Genomic DNA, 19,886 nt, shown 5'->3' on the forward strand with positions numbered 1-19,886 from the left:
AGGCAGCCTATCGACGCCCGTCAGCTCAGGAGTGGTCCAGGAGGGGCGGACCGGCCGCGACCGGCATCCGGTAGACGTGCACCGGGTAGTCGACAGCGGAACGCCCGTCGTTGAACCCGGCGGTCAGGTGCAACTGGGCCGCCGGCATCCAGAGCCGGGCCTCGGCGTCGAGCCACATCGCGTCCACCCAGACCAGCCGAGGGTCGGCGACGAGGGTACGCACGCTGCCGTCCGGCGCGACGGTGAGGATGCGCCTGCGCTCCAGGTCGCTGAGGTAGATGGTCCCGGTGTTGTCGATCGCCGTGCCGCCGGTGCTGGGTGTGTCGCACCACCGTTCGACCCGCCGGGCGATCCCGTCGGCCGACACCGTCGGGTCGTCCACCCAGCGGGTATCGATCCGGGACATCCCACCGGAGGCCGGTTGGTAGTAGAGCCAGCGACCGTCGGGCGACACCTCGAGCTGGTCGACGTGCAGGCGAACCTCGACGCCGTCCGGATCGCGCAGCACCCGCCCGTCGGCGACCACCGGCCCGCCCACGGTGCTCGGGTGTCCGTCCAGTACGCGCCGAAGCCGACCCGATTCGAGGTCGAGCACGACAAGGCCGGGCATCCCCGCGTCGCTGAGGTACGCGATCGCCCCGTTGAAACGGACATCGTCGACGTAGCTGGTGGTGTGCAGCGCCTCGCCGAGGTGGTAGACGCGGTCCACCCGGTCGTGGTGTGGGTCGACCGCGATCAGACGGGCGCCTCCCGGCACCTGCTTCCCGCCGATCTGCGGCGTGCCCGAGTCGAGGATCCACAGCCGGCCGTCGGGGCCGGCACGCAAGCCGTTGACGTGCACGAACGCGCCGTCCGATGACTGGTTCGTCCGGTTCCACGCGGCGTCCGGATACGGGTTGCGGCGGCCGTCCGGGAGGGCCTCCACCACTTGCACGCCGGGCCCGTCCGCCGACGGGTAGCTCAGGAAGACCCGTCCTCGCAGAGTCGTCACCCCCGTGCACACCCGACCCTCACCGAGGATCGGGGTCAGCCGGGGGTCCTCCCGGGTGGGCAGGGTGGACATCGACCCGCTCCTCACCCGCCCTGCGGCGTCGTCGGCACTCCAGCGGGGAGCCCGACTGACCTCGGCCACCCGGCGCGGTATCCCCGGAGCATGCCGGGCGAAACCGCCTGCTCACCCGATGCCGCCGCCCGCTCAGAAGGTCGGGGCCGGCGGGCCGACCAGGGCGGCGAGCCGCTTCGGGGCGAGCATGCAGTAGCTCTCGGAGAGCAACTCCGCGATCTCGACCCAGTCGGCGCCGCCGTCCAGGACCATGCCCATCACCGTCGGACTCCAGTCCGGCTTGTAGAAGGGGTGACCGCCACTGAGCAGCCCGGCGATCTCGTCGAGCGGTGAGCGGAAGGTCAGCAGGCAGGCGGGCCGGTCGAGCTCGGCGGCCCGCGCGTGCACCACCTGACGGGCGGGGTCGACGGTGAACACGTGGGCGACGGTGCGCTTGCGGATCCGCCAGCGGATGCCCACCCAGGCGGGCTCCTCGTACGTCTCCGGCAGGCCGAGACAGATCGGGCGCAGCCGGTCGAGGATCTCGGGCGGAACATCTCCGGGTTCGGTCACGGACAGCGACCCTAGCCGCCCGGTGTGACAGATCCCGCTCGCCCGACGCCGCCCGCGCCGGTGGTGCCCGCTCCCACGATCCGTCAGGATGGGCCGGGGCGACAGTGGGCCGTCGTCCCGGCAGTCCCACCCCGGGCCCGCTGAGGAGTTCCGTGCCGTCCACCCTGCTCTCCCGCCGCGACCTCGACTTCCTGCTGCACGACTGGCTGCGGGTGTCGCAGCTCGTCGAGCGTCCCCGCTACGCGGAGCACTCCCGGGAGACGTTCGACGACGCACTGGACCTCGCCGAACGGGTGGCCACCGAACAGTTCGCCCCGCACAACCGGGCCGCCGACCTCGCCGAGCCCACATTCGACGGGCAGCGGGTGCGGCTGATCCCGCAGGTTCGCGCCGCGCTGGACAGTTTCGCCGAGACGGGCCTGCTCACCGCCGGGTTGGACTCCTCGGTCGGCGGCCTGCAACTGCCGCACGCGGTCACGGCGGCCTGCTTCGCCTGGTTCCAGGCGGCGAACGTGGCCACCTCGGCGTACCCGTTCCTGACCCTGGGCAACGCCAACCTGCTGCTGGCGCACGGGAGCGCCGAGCAGGTGGACACCTACGTCCGGCCGATGCTGGACGGCCGGTTCTTCGGCACCATGTGCCTGTCCGAGCCGCACGCGGGCAGCTCGCTGGCTGACATCACCACCCGCGCCGAACCACAGGCCGACGGCACGTACCGGCTCTTCGGCACCAAGATGTGGATCTCCGGTGGTGACCACGAGCTGGCCGAGAACATCGTGCACCTGGTCCTGGCGCGGATCCCAGGCGCGCCGCCCGGGGTGAAGGGCATCTCGCTGTTCATCGTGCCCAAGGTCCTGGTCGGCGCGGACGGGTCGCTCGGGGAACGCAACGACGTGGTGTTGGTCGGGCTCAACCACAAGATGGGTTTCCGGGGCACCACGAACACCCTGCTCAGCTTCGGCGACGGCGGGCGCACCCCGGGCGGCCGGGCCGGCGCGGTCGGCCAGCTGGTCGGGGCACCGCACCAGGGTCTGGCGCAGATGTTCCACATGATGAACGAGGCCCGGATCGGGGTCGGGGCGGGCGCCACCGCGCTCGGTTACACCGGCTATCTCAAGAGCCTGGCGTACGCCCGGGAGCGGCCGCAGGGCCGACCGGTCGGTGCGAAGGACCCGGCCACGCCGCAGGTGCCGATCATCGACCACCCCGACGTGCGCCGCATGCTGCTGGCGCAGAAGAGCTACGTGGAGGGGGCGCTGGCGCTGGTGCTCTACTGCGCGCGGCTGCTCGACGAGCAGAGGACCGCACCCGCCGAGGCGGATCGCGAGCGTGCCCACCTGCTGCTGGACGTGCTCACCCCGATCACCAAGAGTTGGCCGTCACAGTGGTGCCTGACCGCCAACGACCTGGCGATCCAGGTGCTCGGAGGTGCCGGCTACACCCGGGACCACGACGTGGAGCAGCACTACCGGGACAACCGGCTCAACCCGATCCACGAGGGCACGCACGGCATCCAGGCGCTGGATCTGCTGGGGCGCAAGATGACCATGCGGGGCGGCGCCGGTCTCACTCTGTTGACCAGGACGATCGAGGACACCGTCGAGCGCGCCCGTAAGGCTGGTGGCGAGGCGGCCGACCTGGCCGACCGGCTGGCCGAGACGGTCGACCGGGTCACCTCGGTCACCGCTCGGCTGTGGGCCGACGGTGACCCGGTGCTCGCGCTGGCCAACGCCAGCGCCTACCTGGAGGCCGTCGGGCACGTGGTGATCGCGTGGATGTGGCTGGAGCAGGTGCTGGCCCTGCCGCCGGAGGGTGCCGGCGACGCGTTCCACGCCGGCAAGCGACAGGCCGCCCGCTACTTCTACGCGGTCGAGCTGCCCCGTACCGGGCCGCAGTTCGACCTGCTGGACAGCCGGGACCGCACCACGCTCGACATGCGGCCGGACTGGTTCTGACCGGTCAGCGTCGTCGGCCCTGGTGCTGCACCGCCTGCCGCCCCTTCACGACCCCCCAGACGATCACGATCACCAGCGCGATCACACCGATGATGATCAGCCAGCGGACCGCCTCGAGGATCAACCCGAGCAGGATCAGCACACCGGCGACAACGCCGACGACCCAGAGCAGCGCACGCATCTCGACCTCCTGAAACCGGCCGCGCCTGGTGCGGCCGGCCCGTCCCAACGTTCCCCGTCCGGCCGACACCATGCCGATCGATCGACTCGGGTTCCGGCCCCGCTGCGCCGAGCAGGTCAGGGGCCGGTACGCGCCACGTAGACGGTGTTGGCCGACTCCCCGCCGGTCAGCGGGTTGGCGAACGGCACGACGTGCGCCCGTACGCTCGCGAACACCTCGCCGAGCGCGTCGGTGAACTCGGCGTCCGGCGGGTCGTCCGACCAGAGCGCGAAGATCCCCTCCGGGCGCAGCAGGGCGGCTAGGCGGCGCAGGCCGGCCGGCGGGTAGAACGCGGCGTGGCTGGGGTGCAGGACATTGCGCGGGGAGTGGTCGACGTCGAGCAGGACCGCGTCGAACCGTCTCCCGGGCACCTCGGAGTCGAAGCCGACGTCACCGGCGACCGCCGCGAAGAAGTCGGCCTGCACGAACCGGGTCCGCGGGTCCTCGGCGAGCCCCGCCGCGAACGGCAGCAGCCCTCGCCGGTGCCAGTCGATCACGTCCTCGATCGCCTCCACCACCAGCAGCGAACGCACCCGAGGATCACCCAGCGCGGCGCAGGCGGTGTATCCCAGGCCGAGACCGCCGACCACCACGTCGACCGAGTCACCGGCCACCTCGGCGAGACCCAACCGGGCCAGCTCGATCTCCGCGACCGGGAAGAGGCTGGACATCAAATATTCGTCGTCGAGCTTGACCTCGTACACCTCGACCTGCAGTGCCGGGTCCCGGCGTCGGCGCAGGCTGATCGCCCCGATCGGGGTCTCCCGCCAGGCCAGCTCCTCGAAACGCGCGCCCACGGGTGCCCTCTCGCCGCCGGATTCGTCCACGGATGGTACCGGTTGCCCTGCCACGGGCGGCCACGCAGGGTCCGCAGGACATCGACGCAGCGCATATCCTGTGCCCGGCCGATCCACCGGAAGGGACCTCATGCCGTCGCGGCAGGACCAGCTGCACTCCTACCAGTTCAGCGTCCAACGGGCGGTCGCCGCCCTGGTCATGCGGGAGACCGACCCCGCGCAGTCACCGTTTCGGCGGCTGGCCGGCGCCGGTCTGGCCAGCGTCCTGGTCGCGGCGATCCTGCTGGGCGGTTTCGCGCTCTACGGCCTGTTCGCCGGCGGCGGCAAGGGCTGGCGCGACCCGGGCGCGGTGATCGTGGAGAAGGAGTCCGGCGCCCGGTTCGTCTACCGCGAGCAGAAGCTGCACCCGGTGCTCAACTACGCCTCCGCGCTGCTCATCGTCGGCGCGGACCGGTCGAAGACCGTCCTGGTCTCCCGACGCACCATCGACGGCGTGCCGCGTGGTCTGCCGCTGGGCATCGCCGACGCGCCCGACTCGCTGCCCGCTCCCGGCCGGCTGGCCACCGCGGCGTGGACGGTCTGCTCGACCGTCCCGGCCGGCGAGGCGCCCCGCTCCGCCCTGCTGATCGGCACCGAACCCGACGGCGGTCGACAGCTGGGGGACGAGGCGCTGCTGCTGCGCCACCCCGACGGCGGGCTGCACCTGGTCTGGCACCAACGGCGCTACCTGGTCCGCGACGCCAGCAGGGTCCTGGCGGCGCTCGCCACCACCCGGGCGCAGGCCGTGCCGGTGGCGCCCGCCCTGCTCAACTCTCTGCCCGCCGGCGCCGACCTCGCCCCACTCGACCTGCCGGAGCTGGGCCGGCCCGCCACCGGCGTGCCGGGCACCGCCATCGGCACCGTCTACCTGGTGAGCAACTCCGGCGGCGGCCGGCAGTACGCGGTGGCCCTCGACGCCGGTCTGGCCGGCATCACCGAGTTGCAGGCGGGATTGTTGCTGGCCCGCACCGGGCAGGGCGCGCCGGTACCGCTGACCCTGGGCCAGTTCGCCGCGCTGCCCACGGTGCCCGACCTCGCGCCGACCGGCCAGGACGCCCCGCCGCCGACCCCGCCCCGGCTGGCGGCCGGCGGCGACGGGGCGCTCTGCACCCGCGTCGCCGACGACGGTGGGGTGGGTGAGGTGCGGTGGGGCGTACCGCTGCGGGACCTGGCGGCTTCTCCGCGGACCGCGCCGGCGGGTGACGCGGTGCTGGCCGACCATGTGCTGGTCGAGCCGGGCCGCGGCGCGGTCGTCGAGGCCGCCGCGGCGCCCGGCGCGACCGGCGGTGCGGTCTCCGTGGTCACCGACCTGGGCCGGCGGTACGTGCTGGCCGACCGTGAGGTGCTGCCGATGCTCGGCTACGGCGGCGTCCGTCCGTTGCGGTTGCCGGCCGGTCTGGTCAGCCTGGTGCCGGCCGGCGCGACCCTGGACCCGGCCGCCGCCCGGGCTGTCGCCGCCGGAGACTGAGGCCGTCAGTCGGCCGGACGGCGCAGGATGGTGACCGCGAACGGGGCGTCGTCGCGCCACGGGCGCAGGTCCCAGGTCGCGAAGCGGTGCTCCACGCGCAGCCCGGCCGCCACCGCGTCGGCGTCGAAAGCGGTCAGCGGGTAGCCCCGTTCGGTGCCGAAGCCCACCGTCAGCACCCCGTCCGGTCGCAGGTGGCCGGCGATGCGGCGCAGCACCTCCGGTTCGGTGCCGACGGCGACGAAGGCGAGGACGTTGCCGGCCAGCACCGCGGCGTCGAACGGCTCCGTCTCACCCAGCGCGGGCAGATCCAGTTCGGCGAGGTCGGCGACCAGCCACGTCGGGCCCGGATGGTCGGCTCGGGCCGCCGCCACCAGCGCCGGGTCGGCGTCGACCCCCACCACCGTGTGCCCACGCTGCGCCAGCGCGGCACCGACCCGGCCGGTGCCGCTGCCGGCGTCGAGGATCCGGGAGCCGGGCTCCACCAGGGTGTCGACCAGGCGGGCCTCGCCGGCCAGGTCCGCTCCCTCGGCGGCCAGCTTGCGGAACCGGTCGATGTACCACTGTGAGTGCTCGGGGCCGGTGTCGGTCGCCCAGCGGGTCGGATTGGCCATGTGGCCACCGTAACCGGGCCGGTGGGGGAGCGGCGCCGGACCCGAGCGAGACGATCATCCCTTCTCCGCGCCGCTTGTCAGCCCCTCGGTGAGGAGTCGTTCGCTGGCGAAGAAGAGGATCACGATGGGCACGGTGAGGACGACCGACCCGGCCATCAGCACGGTCTTGGGGACCTCCACCCCGTCGGCGAGCAGGGACAACCCCAGCGACACCGTCCACCGGTTGGGCTTGTCGACAAGGAACAGCAGGGCGAAGAGGAACTCGTTCCAGGCGATCATGAAGTCGTACAGGGCGACCGCCATGATCGATGGTGCGGCGAGGGGCAGGCTGACCCGCCGGATGATGCCCAGCCGACCGGCCCCGTCGATGGCGGCGGACTCCTCCAGACTGACCGGGATCGTCTCGAAGTAGTTCTTCAACATGTAGACCGACACCGGCAACGTCTGCGAGATGTAGACCAGCACCAGACCGAACAGGGAGCCGCGCAGCCCGGCCTGGGTGAAGACCACGAACAGGGGGATCGCGATGACGATCGACGGGAACAGGTAGACCGCGAGGAACAGGAAGTCGACCTGCCGTCGGCCGAAGAACCGCAGCCGGGCCACCGCGTACGCGCCCGGGATCGCCACCAGCAGGGTGAGCACGGTAGCCGCGACCGCGACCACCCCGCTGTTGCGGATGAAGGTCAGGAATCCCTGGCCGCCGTCGTCGGTGGCCCGCAGGACCTCGGCGTACGTGGCGACGGTCAGCTCACCGAAGCCGACCACGAGTGCGCCCGGGTCGAGCAGCAGACGCTCGATGGGGCGCACCGAGAGCACCAGCATGTAGTAGAAGGGGAAGACGGTGACCACCAGGAACGCGGCGATCACCAGGCGGCGCAGCCAGCGCAGGCTCACCGTCTCGATGACGTCCCGGTCCATCAGCTCACCCTCCGTCCGAAGAAGCGCAGGTAGATCAGCACGAACACGATGAGCACCACGGCCAGCACGACCGCCTGCGCGGCCGCCGCGCCGATGTCGGTACGGGCGGTGAGGAACTCGTACACCCGCACGCTGACCACCTCGGTGCCCGCCGCGCCGCCGGTGAGCAGGTAGACGTCGTCGAACTTGTTGAACGTCATGATGAAGCGCAGGACGCCCAGCAGGGCGATCACCGGCAGCAGTTGCGGCAGCAGGATGTGCCGGAAGCGTTGGGTGGGGGTGGCCCCGTCGACGCGGGCGGCCTCCTCCAACTCACCGGGCACCGCCTGGAGTCGGGCCAGCAGGAACAGGAAGGCGAACGGGAAGTACCGCCACGCCTCGAACACGATCACGGTGGTCAGCGCTGTCGATTCCTGGGACAGGAACGGCACCGGGGCGTCCCAGCCGAGCAGCCGCTGACCCCAGGCGTTGACGATGCCGAGCTGCGGGTCGAGCATCACCTGCCAGACGAAGGTCACCGCGACCACCGGCGCCACGTACGGCAGCAGCATGGACGCCCGGACCAGGGTGCGGCCCCGGAACGGCCGACGGACCACCAGCGCGGCGACCAGGCCGAGCGCTATCGACCCGACGGTGCCGCCGATGCTGTAGACCACAGTGGTCCAGAGCGTGTCGGCGAACCCGGGGGTGCGCAGCACCCGGTCGACGTTGTCCATGGTGAACTCGCCGAACAGGCCGGTCTTGCGCAGGGTGGCGAGCCGGACCCTCTGGAAGGCGAGCACCACCGTCCAGACGATCGGGATGCCGATCACGGCGATCGTGACGAGCAATGTCGGCGCGACCAGCCCGAGCCCGGCACGGGACTCGCGGCGGCGCAGGGTCATCGGTCGGCGGCGGGCCCGCCCCGGCCGCTCCCGGGTGGGGGAACGGCCGGGGCCGGGCGCGGTCGTGGTCAATTGACGCCGGCCTTGATCGCGTCCACGTCCTTCTTGGCGCGGTTGGCGGTGGCTGCCGCGTCGGACTTGCCGGAGACGAGGTCGCCCAGCACCTTGGGCACCGGCAACTCCCCGAGCATGGCACCGACCAGCTTGCCCTGCCCCTGGCTGAGCCCCCACCGGCCGAAGGTGTCCGGGCTGCGGCGCAGCGTGGCCAACACCTCGTCGCCGTACACGTCGGCGAGGGGCTTCTTCGCGTCCACACCGGCCTGGCTGGTGTTCCAGGCGGTCAGGAACGCCTCCGGCTCGGCCGGGGTGCCCTTGCGGACCGGGAAGCGGCCCTCGGGGGACATGCCGAACCAGCGCGGGTAGCCGTCGCCGAGCATGTACTCCACGAAGGACGTCGCCGGTTCGGTCACCGCACCGTCCAGCACGGCCCAGGAGCTGATCTCTCCGTACTGGGCCGGCTCGGTGCCGTTCGGGCCCTTGATCGCGGTGACGAACCCGCTGTTCTTCGCGAGGAAACCCGGGTCGGCCTGGCACTGCGGGCAGGTCGGCTTGGCGTCGTTACGCAGCCCGGCCAGCTCGTCGAGGATGAACGGCGACCAGATCACCATGGCGGCCCTGCCGGCGAAGTAGGTGGCCCGGGTGGTGTCCACGTCCTGTGCGCCCTTCACCGAGCTGGTGCGGATCAGATCGCCGTAGAAGCGGAACGCCTCGACGCACTGGGGCGAATCCAGGGTGATCTTCCCGGAGTCGTCGGTGAGCTGACAGCCGTTGGCCAACGCCAGGTGCTCGAAGGTCTGCTGGGTGAACACGTCGCTGGGGGCGGTCGCCGCGGTGATCCCGGCGACGCCACCGGTGTTCAGCGCCGCCGCGGCGGCGGTGATCCGCTCGTACGTGTCGGGGGCGGGCAGGTTGGCGGCGGCGAACAGGTCCTTGCGGTAGACGAGCAGCTGCCCCCACCCGTCGCTGGGCACGGAGAGCTGTGTGCCGTTGTCGGAGGTGAGCTCCAGCGCGCGCGGTGAGAACGTCTGCCGGCCCAGCCGGTCGACGACCTCCGCGTTCGCCGAGGAGTGCAGCAGCTCGTTGCCGGCGAGCGTACGGATGCCGGCGAGGGAGACCGACCCGACGACGTCGGGCAGGTCACCGGCGGCGGCGTTTGCGGCGATCAGCGAGGGGAACTGGTCCTCGTTGACGGTCACCAGGTCGACCTGGATCCCGGTCTTCGCGGTGAAGTCCGCGATGATCGCCTTGGTGGCGGTCACCCGGTCGGCGACGTCCTCCAGGCTCCAGACGGTGATCTTCTTGCTGTTGCTGTCCGACGTGTCGTCGCCGCAGGCCAGCAGGGTGGACGTGGTCAGTGCCAGGATCACTGTGGTGGCGAGTATCCGCCTCGGAGGTGCTGACATCGGTGGCACTCCTCTCGAAGGGTACAAGACGGATTCAACGCCTTCGATTGATCAATGACAAGACATATGGCGATTTTTTGCTATCCTGGAGCCCAGTGCTACCGGGATGTGACTCATGGTCAATTGGGTTGTCTCTCTCGCCGGGCCTCGACGGATCAGCCTCGAGCCCTGCCCCCCGGATCCGCTCGGCCCCGGCCAGGTTCGTGTGCGCACCTGCTACTCGGGCATTTCCGCCGGCACCGAGCTGACCCTCTACCGGGGCAGCAATCCCCGGCTCAGCAAGGACTGGGACGACACCGCCCGGATGTTCGTCCCCCGACAGACGCCGGTGCCCTACCCGCTGATCGGCTTCGGCTACGAGGAGGTCGGCGAGGTCGTCGAGGTGGCGCCGGAGGTCACCGACCGACACCCGGGGCAACTGGTCTGGGGCATCTGGGGGCACCGGGCCGAGGCGGTGCTCGCCGCCGAGGCGGTTCGTCCGCTCCCCGCCGGGCTGGATCCGCTCGCCGCGGTCTTCGCCCGGCCCGGTGCCATCGCCCTGACCGCCGTGCTCGCCGGCGACCTGCACCTCGGCGACTGGGTGGGCGTCTTCGGGCAGGGTGTCATCGGCCTGCTCGCCACCCGACTCGCGGTGCTCTCCGGGGCCCGGGTGGTGGCCGTCGACCCGGTGCCCGACCGGCTGGCACACGCCGCCCGATACGGTGCCGCCTCCACTGTGGACGTCCGCTCCGAGTCCGCCGCCGCCGCGCTGCGCCGGGCCACCGACGGTCGGGGCGCGGACGTCTGCCTGGAGTTGTCCGGCGCGTACCCGGCGTTGCACGAGGCGATCCGATCCACCGCACACGCCGGACGGGTCGTCGCCGCCGGTTTCTACCAGGGCCAGGCCGACGCGCTCGGCCTCGGCGAGGAGTTCCACCACAACCGCATCCAGTTGGTGGCCGCCCAAGTCTCCGGGCCCACCCCCGCGCCGAGCATGGCCGGGCGGTGGACCGGGGACCGGGTCGCGCAGACCTTCATGGACCTGGTGGCCGACCGTAGCGTCGATCCGTTGCCGCTGGTCAGCCACATCGTCGACGCCAGCGCCGTCGCCGACGCCCTCGCGCTGCTCGATCGCGGCGCCGGTGACGTCCTCCAAGTGGTGCTGAGGTTCTAGATGACCACCATCGCGCTGGCCTGCCAGGAACAACTCCTGCCGGGCACCAATCTGATCCAGAAGTACGCCCTCGCGACCGCCCTCGGCTACCAGGGCATCGAACTACGCGGACGTGGTGACCTCGCGTTCGCCCGCCGGCTGCCGGAACTGCGTCGGGCCCGCGCCGCCGGCGTGGTGATGCCCACCGTCTGCGTCGAGATGGACCACTTCATCGGCGACTTCGACAGTGATCGTTCCGCCGACGCCGTCCGCAACCTGCGCTCCCAACTCTCGGTGATCGCCGAGCTGGGCGGTGTCGGGGTGATGACACCGGCATCCTGGGGGATGTTCTCCCGGCGGCTACCGCCGTTCGAGCCGCCCCGCCCGCCCGCCGGCGACCGGCAGGTCCTCCTCGACGCCCTCGGTGAGCTGGGTGAGCACGCCCAGGCCGAGGGCGTCACCCTCTTCCTGGAACCCCTCAACCGGTACGAGGACCACATGGTCAACCGTCTCGACGAGGCGGTCGGGCTCTGCGCCGCACTCGCCCTGCCCTCGGTTCGGGTGGTCGCCGACACGTTCCACATGAACATCGAGGAGGACGACGTGCACCGCGCCCTGCGCGCCGCCGCGCCCTACCTCGGGCACGTACAGGTCAGCGACTCCAACCGCCACCAGCCGGGCGCGGGGCACCTGGACTGGCCGGCGTTGGTACGCACCCTGCTGGAGCTGGACTACCAGGGTTGGCTCGCCCTGGAGTGCCGGCTGCGCGGCGACCCGGTCCGGGCCCTCCAGGAGGCCGCCACGGTGCTGCGGCACGCGCTGCCCCGGCGGGCCGCCGCGTGACCGCCGACGCCGGGGCGACCCACGCCGCCCTCACCCGCACCGGCGGCCCCGCCGAACCGGCCGCGCTGCGCCGTCTCGCTGTCGACACGCTCGACGCCAACTGGGAACACGACCACACGGTGCCGTCGCGCACCCTCTACCCGCACCAGTGGAGCTGGGACTCCGCGTTCATCGCGATCGGGCTCGCCCAGGCCCGCCCCGAACGGGCCTGGCAGGAGTTGACGAGCCTGTTCCGGGCCCAGTGGGCCGACGGGAGGGTGCCGCACATCGTGTTCAACCCGACGCTGCGCGTCGGCGCGTACTTCCCGGGCCCGGAGATGTGGCGCAGCGCGAAGGCACAGGGCACCCCTGCCGTGGACACGTCCGGGCTCGTCCAGCCACCGGTGCACGCGCTCGCCGCGCTGCTGGCGTACCAGCGGGCACCCGAGGCGGCCGGCCTGGCCGCGCTGCGCCGGCTCTATCCCGCCCTCGTCGCCCAGCAGCGCTACCTGGCCGACCGGCGGGACGTGGCCGGCGACGGACTCGTCTGCGTCGTGCACCCGTGGGAGTCCGGGTTGGACAACAGCCCCGCCTGGGACGCGCCGATGGCCGCGGTGCCGGCCGAGGCGGCGGTGATGCGCGCGTACCGCCGGCACGACACCGCGCACGCCGACGCCGCGCACCGTCCCACGGACCTGGACTACGCGCGCTACCTGGCGATCGTCGCCGCCTACCGCGAGCACGGCTACGCCGACCGGGACCTCGCCGACGACCACCCGTTCCTGGTCGAGTGTCCGCTGTTCAACGCGGCCTTCGGGTCCGCCGAGCACGCGCTCGCCGAGATCGCCGCGCTCGTCGGGTACGACCCCGGGCCGCACCGGGCCCGCGCGGCCCGGATCACCGAGGCTGTGGTACGACGGCTCTACGACCCGACCACCGGCACGTTCCAACCCCGCGACCTGCGCACCGGTCGGCTGATCGGCGCCCGTACCGTGCTCGGGCTGACCCCACTGGTCCTGCCCGACCTACCGGCCCGACAGGTCGACGCGCTGGTGGTCGAGGCCCGGTCGGCGCGCTTCGGGGTGACCCGGCACATGGAGCGGCCGTTGCCCACCTACGACCGCACCGCGCCGGACTTCGAGCCGCTGCGCTACTGGCGGGGGCCGAGCTGGCTGAACATCGGTTGGCTGGTCCGGCGCGGGCTGCTCACGCACGGGCACCCGGAGCTGGCCGCCGGGCTGCGCCACTCGATGATCGGTCTGGTCGCCGGGGCCGGCTGCCACGAGTACTTCCATCCGGACACCGGCGTCGGACTCGGCTCACCGGCGTTCAGCTGGACCGCAGCGCTGGTGCTCGACCTGCTGAGGGAGTGAGCGCCTGATGGCTGAGGGCGCAGTTTGTCGACGCCGGCCGGGGGTAACCGCCCGGACGTGACCGACGGCGACGGCTTTCCGTACTTCATCGACGCGGTGTCCCGGCGGTCCGGCCTGCCGACCGAGCAGGCCGCCGCGCTCGCCCGCGCCGTCCTCCAGACGATGGCCGAACGGGTGACTGGTGGCGCGCCCGACGACCTCGTGGGGCACCTTCCGAACAACGTCGGCGGTTATCTGACCGGCCCGGCCCCGGTCGACGGCGGTGCCGGGGCCGCACCACCGCCGTCGGACGCCGGCCCGGCCGAGTTCCTGCGTCGGGTGGAGCAGCGTGCCGGGGTCGACCCGGCCGCCGCCCGCGCCGGAACCGGAGCGGTCTTCGCGACGCTGCGGGAGGCGATGACAGTTCGGGAGTTCCGCGAGATGGTGGCGCGACTGCCGCGCGACGACGGCGGCCGACCAGGTCCTTTGTGATCCACTCGCGTGGGCAGTGCCGGCACCGGACGTCCCGATTAGCGTGAACCCGGACTGATCGGCAGTCGGTGCGTGGTACGAGTGCTCGGTGAAACGCGTCAGGACGGCCGTCGCGCAGATCCGCAGTCGCGGCGGCCGGGCGGGCCGACTACGGCTCAGCCAGTTGGAAGCCGCCCTGGTCATCTCGGTGCAGGCCGGGCTGGCCGCGGCACTGGCCTGGTCGATCGGGCACGACCTGCTGGGCAACCCCGCGCCGATCTTCGCCCCCTCCGCCGCGGTGGGCACGATCGTCGCCGCGCTCGGCCAACGCGCCCACCGGACCATCGAGCTGCTGCTCGGTGTCGGCCTCGGCATCGCCACCACCGACCTTCTGTTGAGCTTTCTGGGCACCGGGTTCTGGCAGACCGGGTTCGTCGTCGCGATCGCCGTCCTCGCGACGCTCGTGCTGTTCGGACGCAGCGGTGCTGCCGTCGGCCAGGCCGGCGGTACGGCCGTGCTGCTCGCGACCCTCGCCCCGGCGCAGAACGACCTCGAATGGCCGCGGATCGTCGAGGCGATGGTCGGCGGCGCGGTGGGCCTCGTGGTGGTCGCGTTGCTGGTGCCGTTGAACCCGATGCGGATCCTCGACCGGGACGCGGCGCCGATCTACCAGCGGCTCGCCGGTCAGCTCCGGGAGGTGTCCGGTGCCCTGACGGCGGGGGATCAGCCGCGGGCGATTCGCGCCCTCGATCTCCTTCGTGACATGGGTCCCGCGTTGGACCGGATGCACCAGGCGCTCAGCGGCGCCGAAGAGGTGGTCAGCCTGGCTCCTGCCCGGTGGTTGCGTCGACAGGATGTGGAGCGGTTCGCGCGGGCGAGTCAGCAGGTCGAGCGCGTCATCGAACACAGCCGTGGGGTCGCCCGCCGATCGGCGATGGCACTGCAGTACCGCGAGCGGATTCCCCCAGAGCTGTCCGCCAGCGTCGGACGGCTCGCCGACGCGGTCGAACTGCTGCGCCGCGAGCATCGCGCCGGCCGTCCGACCGAGAAGACCCACCAGGCGGTACGCGACGCCGTCTATCGGGCGGGCCGTGCCCGCGCCCAGGGCGTCGACGAGTTCGGCGACGCCGTCGTCACCCAGCTGCGTACCGCTGCCAGCGACCTCCTCCGTGCGATCGGGTACGACGCGACGTCAGCGAACGACGAGGTGCGCAAGGCGGTACAGGACGGTGAAGCCTCTCTGCACCCGGGCGGGTGAGGCCGGCGGCTCAGCGCGTGTCTGGCCGGTCGGTGAGGGCGTCGTCGCCGAAGGCGGCGGTGAGGGCCTTCGCGATCAGGTCGGGCAGCTCGCTTCGTCCGTCGTCCTCGGCCCACCGCACGAGTGCAGTGTGCATGGCGGCCAGGCAGGCGCTCGCCGCCGCGTGGGCGTGGAATGCGGCGTCGGGATCGGTGGTGTCGTCCCCGAGCGCGGTGACGATGGCCTGCTGGAGCGCGTACGTGTTGTCCAGGTGCTTGGCCCGCAGGGCCGGCGTCGAGATCATCAGCCGGAGCCGGGCGAGCAGGAACTGCCCGCTCGTGGAGAGCTCGCCTCCACCGGGGCCGCCGGTCAGAGCCGTGGTCGATTCGATCAGCGCGCCGCCGATGCGGCGGACCAGCGGTTGGGTGGCGGGTGACGCGGTGATCCGGTCGGCGACGAGTCGGCCGTGCTGGTCGATCAGGACCAGGTCTTCCTTCGTGGGGAAGTGCCGGTAGACGGTCATGGGGGACACGCCAGCGGCCTCGGCGACGTCGTTCACCGTGGTGGCGTCGTACCCGCGTTCGGTGAACAGCCGCACCGCGTGCGCCTGGATCGCGCGTTGCGTCTCGGCTCGGCGGTGAGCGCGCAGGGTCGACTGCTGATCGGGCATGTGATAGACACTACCTCAGTGGTAGTCACTACCAGATTGGTAGCGACTAACGTATTCGTGAGGGTGGTCGACGTGGGCGATCTGACCGGTAGGACGGCTCTGGTGACGGGCGCGTCCCGCGGCATCGGACAGGCGATCGCGGTTCGCCTGGCGGCGAGCGGCGCGATGGTCCTCGTCCACTTCGGCACCGACGAGGACGGTGCGATGGCCACGATCGGCGACATCGAGCGCACCGGTGGAACGGCACTCGCCGTGCGCGCGGAGCTGGGCGTGGACGACGACGTGGAGACCCTCTTCGCGGCAGTGGAGACCGCCCTGGCCGGGCGTGCACTCGACATCCTCGTCAACAACGCGGCCACCGCACCGGCCGGCCCGCTCGGCGTCACGACGCGGGCGCAGTTCGACCACCTCTTCGCGGTGAACGTGCGAGCGCCGTACTTCATCTGCCAGCGGGCGCTGCCCCTGCTGCGCGACGGTGGCCGCGTCATCACGATCTCGTCGGTGGCGACCCGGATGGCCAACACCACGCAGACGTCCTTCGCCATGACGAAGGGCGCGGTCGAGACGATGAGCATGACCCTGGCCAACCAGGTCGGGGTCCGGGGGATCACCGTCAACGCGGTCGCCCCCGGCGCCACCCGCACGGCGACCAACGGTCCGGCCTTCGAAGCGCCGGGCCTGGCCGACCTCATCGCCGCGACGACAGCCCTGAACCGGTTGGGAGCACCCGACGACGTCGCCGAGGTGGTCGCCTTCCTCGCCTCCGACGCCGCCCGCTGGATCACCGGCCAGGTCATCGACGCGAGCGGCGGCCTGTTCCTCGGCCCGCGGTTCTGATCACCGATCGGCGGCGCGCAACTCCTCGGGCTCGGCGATCCAGGCGGAGAAGACCGGCAGCCCGTGCCACGGCCCGGTGCCACCGCCGGCCCGGCTGTCGGTGGCGACGGCCACCACCGCGTACGGGTGGCCGAAGCGCAGCTCGGCCGTGCGTGCGACGCCCTCGGGCGGCAGGCTGGTCCGCGCGAACATGCCGGTCACCGCCGCCGCCTCGAAGCCGTACCTGTCGAAGCGGGCCACCGCCGACTGCCGCGCCTCGAAGCCTTCCACGGGGGTGGCCAGCGCCTTCGCCAGCGTCGCGGTCGCGGCCGGGAAGCCGAGCGTCGCAGCGGCCAGGTCGTGCTCGCTACGGGCCGACCAGCAGGGGAGTACGGCGTGGTGCCGCTCCTCTCGTCCGCCGCAGGCCATTGTCCGCACCCGCTCCTCGCGCACCGTCCAGAGCGGAGCGTTACCGAGGGGCAGGTCGAACAGCGAGCGAGCGCCGGCCGGTGGCGCGCCGTCGGCCGCGCCGGCACTGAGGTCGTACGCGACGGCCAGCACCTCGGCCGGCGACACCTGCGGCGCGGCGGCCACCGAGAGGACCACCAGCCCCGCTCCGTCGGTCGTCTGGGCCGGGGCGGCGTGCACGATCACGTCACCAGCACGCGTGGTCGACACGATGGCGCACCGGTGGCCGTGGCTCGGGCTGCGCAGCGCCCGCCGAAGCTGTCCCGCCCACGGGCTGCCGGCACCGAGCTCGCGGGCGTCGGCCACGTCGAACGGGGCCGCCCAGGACACCCGGGTGGCCAGCGCGCTGGCCAGGGCGAAGACCACGTCCGGGCCGACAGTCAACGGAAACATCTCGATGAGACCGTCGGTGTGCGCGCGCGCCCACGCGTCCAGGCCGGCCTGATCGGGCAGTACGCCGACCTCGGTGCTGCGGGGCAGCGCGGCCCGCCACCCGCCCGCCCCGACGTCGCTCCGTCCCGACCGTTGCCAGAGCGCGGTGGCGGACCTGACCAGCGGGTGCGGCGAATCCAGCAGCGCGCGGGCAGCCTCGGCGGCACCGGCCAGGTCGGTGCCCAGAGCGCGGGCCAGATCCTCGGCGGCCGGGTCGTCGTCGGTGGCAGCCGCGGCGCAGACCGCGAGCAGGAGCCAGGCGCCGAGCGGAGAGGCGACGTGGTGCGCGTCGCCCGCCGTGGTGTGCAACCGTGCGGCGTACGCGGACAGCGGCCCGTGCAGATCGGTCGTCATGCCCCCACTCTGCCCGCCGGCCCGGCTCACGACCACAACTCGAACGGCTCGTCGATCTCCTCGCCGTCGAGGAATGACGTGATCAACCGGGGAAGGTGCCCGGGATAGAACCGCTGCGTGCTGGCGACCACCTCGTGCAGCGGCCACCAGCGGAACCCGAAGTAGTCCTCCCGCTCGTAGTCGAGCCGGTGTGTCTCGTCCACGTCGGGACCGGGGCCCGCCAGCCGTACGGTGACGACGACCTCGTCCTGCACGTGCCGCACCTGACGGTGCAGGAAAGTCGCCCGGCGACGCCAGGTCGGCGAACCGACCTGGTCGGCGGCGACCACGATGCCGGTCTCCTCGCGCAGCTCCCGTACGGCGGTGTCGCGATAGGTCTCCCCGGGATCCATGCCACCACCTGGCAGTTCCCACCAGGTGCCCAGCCGGGGATGGTCGGGATCGCGGGTGTGGAACAGCAACACCCGGTCGGTGCTGTCCGTGACCACCACCCGCACCGCGCGTCGTTCCAGGATCGGCAGGTCGCGGGGCACCTCGTTCATCGGGCCAGTCTCTCGCACCGGCCGCTCGGGCGGCGGGTAGGCTGCCCGCCGTGGCTGGTCTGTTGAGGAATGTCGCGGCTCGCATCTCCCGGGTGGGCGCGGTGATTCCGTCGCCCCGACGTAGCGGGCCCGCCCCCGCCCAGGTGGCCCGCCGCCGTCAGGTGAGCGCGTTGCAGCGCCGGGAGCTGACCTACGCCCCGGAGCGCGACGGGCAGGCCGACCCGGGCGAGATCGTCTGGACGTGGGTGCCGTACGAGGACGACCCCCGGCAGGGCAAGGACCGGCCGGTGCTGGTCGTCGGTCGGCACAGCCGGACGCTGTTCGGGCTGATGCTGTCCAGTCAGAGTGAGCGCGACGGGCAGCGGCACTGGTTCGCGCTCGGGCCGGGCGAGTGGGACCGGGACAACCGGCCGAGCTGGGTTCGGTTGGACCGGGTGCTCACCATGCGCGAGGACAGCATCCGCCGCGAGGGCGCCGTACTGGACCGGCCTCGGTTCGACCGGGTCGGGCAGGCGCTACGCGCCGGCTACGGCTGGCGCTGACCCGCACGCCGGCCGCTGGCGAAGCGGTTGGCAGCTGATCCGCGCACCGGTCGGGGAGCAAGGGATGGCCCGTGCGCCCTGTAGAGCTGCCCCAGATGTGGGCAGCCGCGGGGCAGGGCAGGACGGGGTAGGGCGGGGCAGGGCAGGCCGGGGTAGGGCGGGGCAGGGCAGGCCGGGGTAGGGCGAGGCCGGGGGTGGGGCCGAGGGCAGGCGGGGCCGGCGTTTGCCGGGCGCCGGGCTGAGCACAGCGCTGCCCCACCGATGGGGCAGCTCTACAGGGCAACAAATAGGTGCCACGGGGTCAGGCCGGGCAGCGGCTGCGGTCGGTCAGGCCGATCCGCGACTCGGGCCGACGGCGGCGCTGCGCGCGTCCGGCGGCGGGTACGGCTGCTCGCTGAGCAGTCGGGCGAGGTGTGCGCTGTTGAGCGCCAGTGCCTTGGTGGTGCGGCCGGTGGTGTCCGGCTTCGGGCCGGCGTCGCGGTAGTCCACAGTGTGCAAAGCCTCGCCGACCCAGTAGGTGGCGGCGGCGGCCGCGAGGGTGAACCCGACCTCGTTGAGCGCCTGCTGCACCTGGCCGATCGTGTGGTGCGCGCCGTCCTCGTTGCCGACGACGGCCACACCGGCCACCTTGCCGTAGGTCAGGAGCCGGCCCTCGTCGTCGGTCTCGGAGAGTTCGGCGTCGAGCCGTTCGAGGACCATCTTGCAGACGCTCGACGGCTGCCCGAGCCAGATCGGCGTGGCGATGACGAGCACCTGGGCCGCCAGCAGCTTGGCGCGGATCGTCGGCCAACCGTCGCCGTCGCCCTCGTCGGTGGACACCCCGAAGCGCACGTCGTGGTCGACGACCCGGATCAGTTCGCCCTCCACGCCCTGCGCGGCCAACTCGCCGAGCACCTCCCGGCCGAGCTGCTCGGCGCTGGACGGCGCGGGTGACGGCTTGAGGGTGCAATTGAGTACGAGGGCGCGGATGCTCGCCACGTCGATTCCCTTCGCCCGTCGGGTGATGATTACTGCCTCGCCATACCCGGAGGCCGTCCCGGGACACCTCCGCACGATTAATGCGCTGGGCGGGTCT

General features: G+C 72.3%; 21 protein-coding genes. 9 read left to right on the top strand and 12 right to left on the bottom strand.

What is annotated here, in order from left to right; all coding sequences use genetic code 11:
• Positions 1-25: 25 nt before the first annotated feature.
• Both O7631_RS20150 and O7631_RS20155 read right to left on the bottom strand, forming a co-directional pair.
• Complete coding sequence (locus O7631_RS20150) at positions 26-1,063, bottom strand: L-dopachrome tautomerase-related protein (protein WP_278145646.1); 1,038 nt, start codon at positions 1,061-1,063, stop codon at positions 26-28.
• Positions 1,064-1,195: 132 nt separating this feature from the next.
• Entirely contained in the window at positions 1,196-1,615 is a 420-nt protein-coding gene (locus tag O7631_RS20155; RefSeq protein WP_278145647.1) for an MmcQ/YjbR family DNA-binding protein, read from the bottom strand.
• A 152-nt stretch (positions 1,616-1,767) separates the two neighbouring features.
• On the opposite strand from O7631_RS20155, the gene O7631_RS20160 reads away from it, so the two are divergent.
• The gene (locus tag O7631_RS20160; RefSeq protein WP_278145648.1) at positions 1,768-3,570 is read left to right on the top strand and encodes an acyl-CoA dehydrogenase; all 1,803 of its coding nucleotides are present in this window, start codon (positions 1,768-1,770) and stop codon (positions 3,568-3,570) included.
• Positions 3,571-3,574: 4 nt separating this feature from the next.
• Here the strand turns inward: O7631_RS20160 and O7631_RS20165 are convergent, their stop codons facing one another.
• Positions 3,575-3,751: a hypothetical protein gene (locus tag O7631_RS20165; protein WP_167524848.1), complete on the bottom strand. Its 177-nt coding sequence runs from the start codon at positions 3,749-3,751 to the stop codon at positions 3,575-3,577.
• 116 nt (positions 3,752-3,867) lie between these two features.
• Positions 3,868-4,587: a spermidine synthase gene (locus O7631_RS20170; RefSeq protein ID WP_278145649.1), complete on the bottom strand. Its 720-nt coding sequence runs from the start codon at positions 4,585-4,587 to the stop codon at positions 3,868-3,870.
• A gap of 130 nt (positions 4,588-4,717) precedes the next feature.
• On the opposite strand from O7631_RS20170, the gene eccB reads away from it, so the two are divergent.
• Positions 4,718-6,094, top strand: coding sequence for a type VII secretion protein EccB (gene eccB / locus O7631_RS20175; RefSeq protein ID WP_278145650.1), 1,377 nt, complete (start codon positions 4,718-4,720; stop codon positions 6,092-6,094).
• Between the two features lie 5 nt (positions 6,095-6,099).
• Here the strand turns inward: eccB and O7631_RS20180 are convergent, their stop codons facing one another.
• The 4 genes from O7631_RS20180 to O7631_RS20195 are packed head-to-tail and all read right to left on the bottom strand — an operon-like array spanning position 6,100 to position 9,973.
• The gene (locus O7631_RS20180) at positions 6,100-6,705 is read right to left on the bottom strand and encodes a class I SAM-dependent methyltransferase (protein WP_278145651.1); all 606 of its coding nucleotides are present in this window, start codon (positions 6,703-6,705) and stop codon (positions 6,100-6,102) included.
• Positions 6,706-6,759: 54 nt separating this feature from the next.
• Positions 6,760-7,626 (bottom strand): carbohydrate ABC transporter permease, encoded by an 867-nt coding sequence (locus O7631_RS20185; RefSeq protein ID WP_278145652.1) that lies wholly within the window; start codon positions 7,624-7,626, stop codon positions 6,760-6,762.
• Positions 7,626-8,582 carry a sugar ABC transporter permease gene (locus O7631_RS20190; RefSeq protein WP_278145653.1) on the bottom strand — a complete coding sequence of 319 codons (957 nt, stop codon included), beginning with the start codon at positions 8,580-8,582 and terminating at the stop codon, positions 7,626-7,628. Before O7631_RS20190 ends, O7631_RS20185 begins: the two co-directional genes overlap by 1 nt.
• Complete coding sequence (locus tag O7631_RS20195) at positions 8,579-9,973, bottom strand: extracellular solute-binding protein (RefSeq protein WP_278145654.1); 1,395 nt, start codon at positions 9,971-9,973, stop codon at positions 8,579-8,581. Before O7631_RS20195 ends, O7631_RS20190 begins: the two co-directional genes overlap by 4 nt.
• A 115-nt stretch (positions 9,974-10,088) precedes the next feature.
• Here O7631_RS20195 and O7631_RS20200 point away from each other — a divergent pair, with 115 nt between their 5' ends.
• The 5 genes from O7631_RS20200 to O7631_RS20220 all read left to right on the top strand — a co-directional run bounded on the left by O7631_RS20200 (position 10,089) and on the right by O7631_RS20220 (position 15,008).
• A complete protein-coding gene (locus O7631_RS20200) occupies positions 10,089-11,126 on the top strand; it encodes a zinc-binding alcohol dehydrogenase (RefSeq protein WP_278145655.1) in 1,038 nt (345 codons plus the stop codon).
• Complete coding sequence (locus tag O7631_RS20205; RefSeq protein WP_278145656.1) at positions 11,127-11,948, top strand: sugar phosphate isomerase/epimerase family protein; 822 nt, start codon at positions 11,127-11,129, stop codon at positions 11,946-11,948. It abuts the gene before it with no gap.
• Positions 11,945-13,300, top strand: coding sequence for a hypothetical protein (locus O7631_RS20210; protein WP_278145657.1), 1,356 nt, complete (start codon positions 11,945-11,947; stop codon positions 13,298-13,300). Before O7631_RS20205 ends, O7631_RS20210 begins: the two co-directional genes overlap by 4 nt.
• 57 nt (positions 13,301-13,357) lie before the next feature.
• Positions 13,358-13,771, top strand: coding sequence for a DUF2267 domain-containing protein (locus O7631_RS20215; RefSeq protein WP_278145658.1), 414 nt, complete (start codon positions 13,358-13,360; stop codon positions 13,769-13,771).
• 88 nt (positions 13,772-13,859) lie between these two features.
• Positions 13,860-15,008: an FUSC family protein gene (locus O7631_RS20220; protein ID WP_278145659.1), complete on the top strand. Its 1,149-nt coding sequence runs from the start codon at positions 13,860-13,862 to the stop codon at positions 15,006-15,008.
• A gap of 10 nt (positions 15,009-15,018) precedes the next feature.
• Here the strand turns inward: O7631_RS20220 and O7631_RS20225 are convergent, their stop codons facing one another.
• The gene (locus O7631_RS20225; protein WP_278145660.1) at positions 15,019-15,657 is read right to left on the bottom strand and encodes a helix-turn-helix domain-containing protein; all 639 of its coding nucleotides are present in this window, start codon (positions 15,655-15,657) and stop codon (positions 15,019-15,021) included.
• Positions 15,658-15,729: 72 nt separating this feature from the next.
• On the opposite strand from O7631_RS20225, the gene O7631_RS20230 reads away from it, so the two are divergent.
• On the top strand, positions 15,730-16,494 hold the full coding sequence (locus O7631_RS20230; protein WP_278145661.1) for an SDR family oxidoreductase: 765 nt from the start codon (positions 15,730-15,732) through the stop codon (positions 16,492-16,494).
• On the opposite strand, the gene O7631_RS20235 is transcribed toward O7631_RS20230, so the two are convergent.
• Both O7631_RS20235 and O7631_RS20240 read right to left on the bottom strand, forming a co-directional pair.
• Complete coding sequence (locus O7631_RS20235) at positions 16,495-17,727, bottom strand: hypothetical protein (RefSeq protein WP_278145662.1); 1,233 nt, start codon at positions 17,725-17,727, stop codon at positions 16,495-16,497.
• 26 nt (positions 17,728-17,753) lie between these two features.
• The gene (locus tag O7631_RS20240; RefSeq protein WP_278145663.1) at positions 17,754-18,269 is read right to left on the bottom strand and encodes an NUDIX domain-containing protein; all 516 of its coding nucleotides are present in this window, start codon (positions 18,267-18,269) and stop codon (positions 17,754-17,756) included.
• A gap of 50 nt (positions 18,270-18,319) precedes the next feature.
• Here O7631_RS20240 and O7631_RS20245 point away from each other — a divergent pair, with 50 nt between their 5' ends.
• Positions 18,320-18,811: a type II toxin-antitoxin system PemK/MazF family toxin gene (locus O7631_RS20245; RefSeq protein WP_088989909.1), complete on the top strand. Its 492-nt coding sequence runs from the start codon at positions 18,320-18,322 to the stop codon at positions 18,809-18,811.
• Between the two features lie 327 nt (positions 18,812-19,138).
• Here the strand turns inward: O7631_RS20245 and O7631_RS20250 are convergent, their stop codons facing one another.
• The gene (locus tag O7631_RS20250) at positions 19,139-19,789 is read right to left on the bottom strand and encodes an NAD(P)H-dependent oxidoreductase (protein WP_278145664.1); all 651 of its coding nucleotides are present in this window, start codon (positions 19,787-19,789) and stop codon (positions 19,139-19,141) included.
• Positions 19,790-19,886 lie beyond the last annotated feature (97 nt).

The sequence above is a fragment of the Micromonospora sp. WMMD967 genome (assembly GCF_029626165.1).
Lineage (GTDB): Bacteria > Actinomycetota > Actinomycetes > Mycobacteriales > Micromonosporaceae > Micromonospora > Micromonospora taraxaci.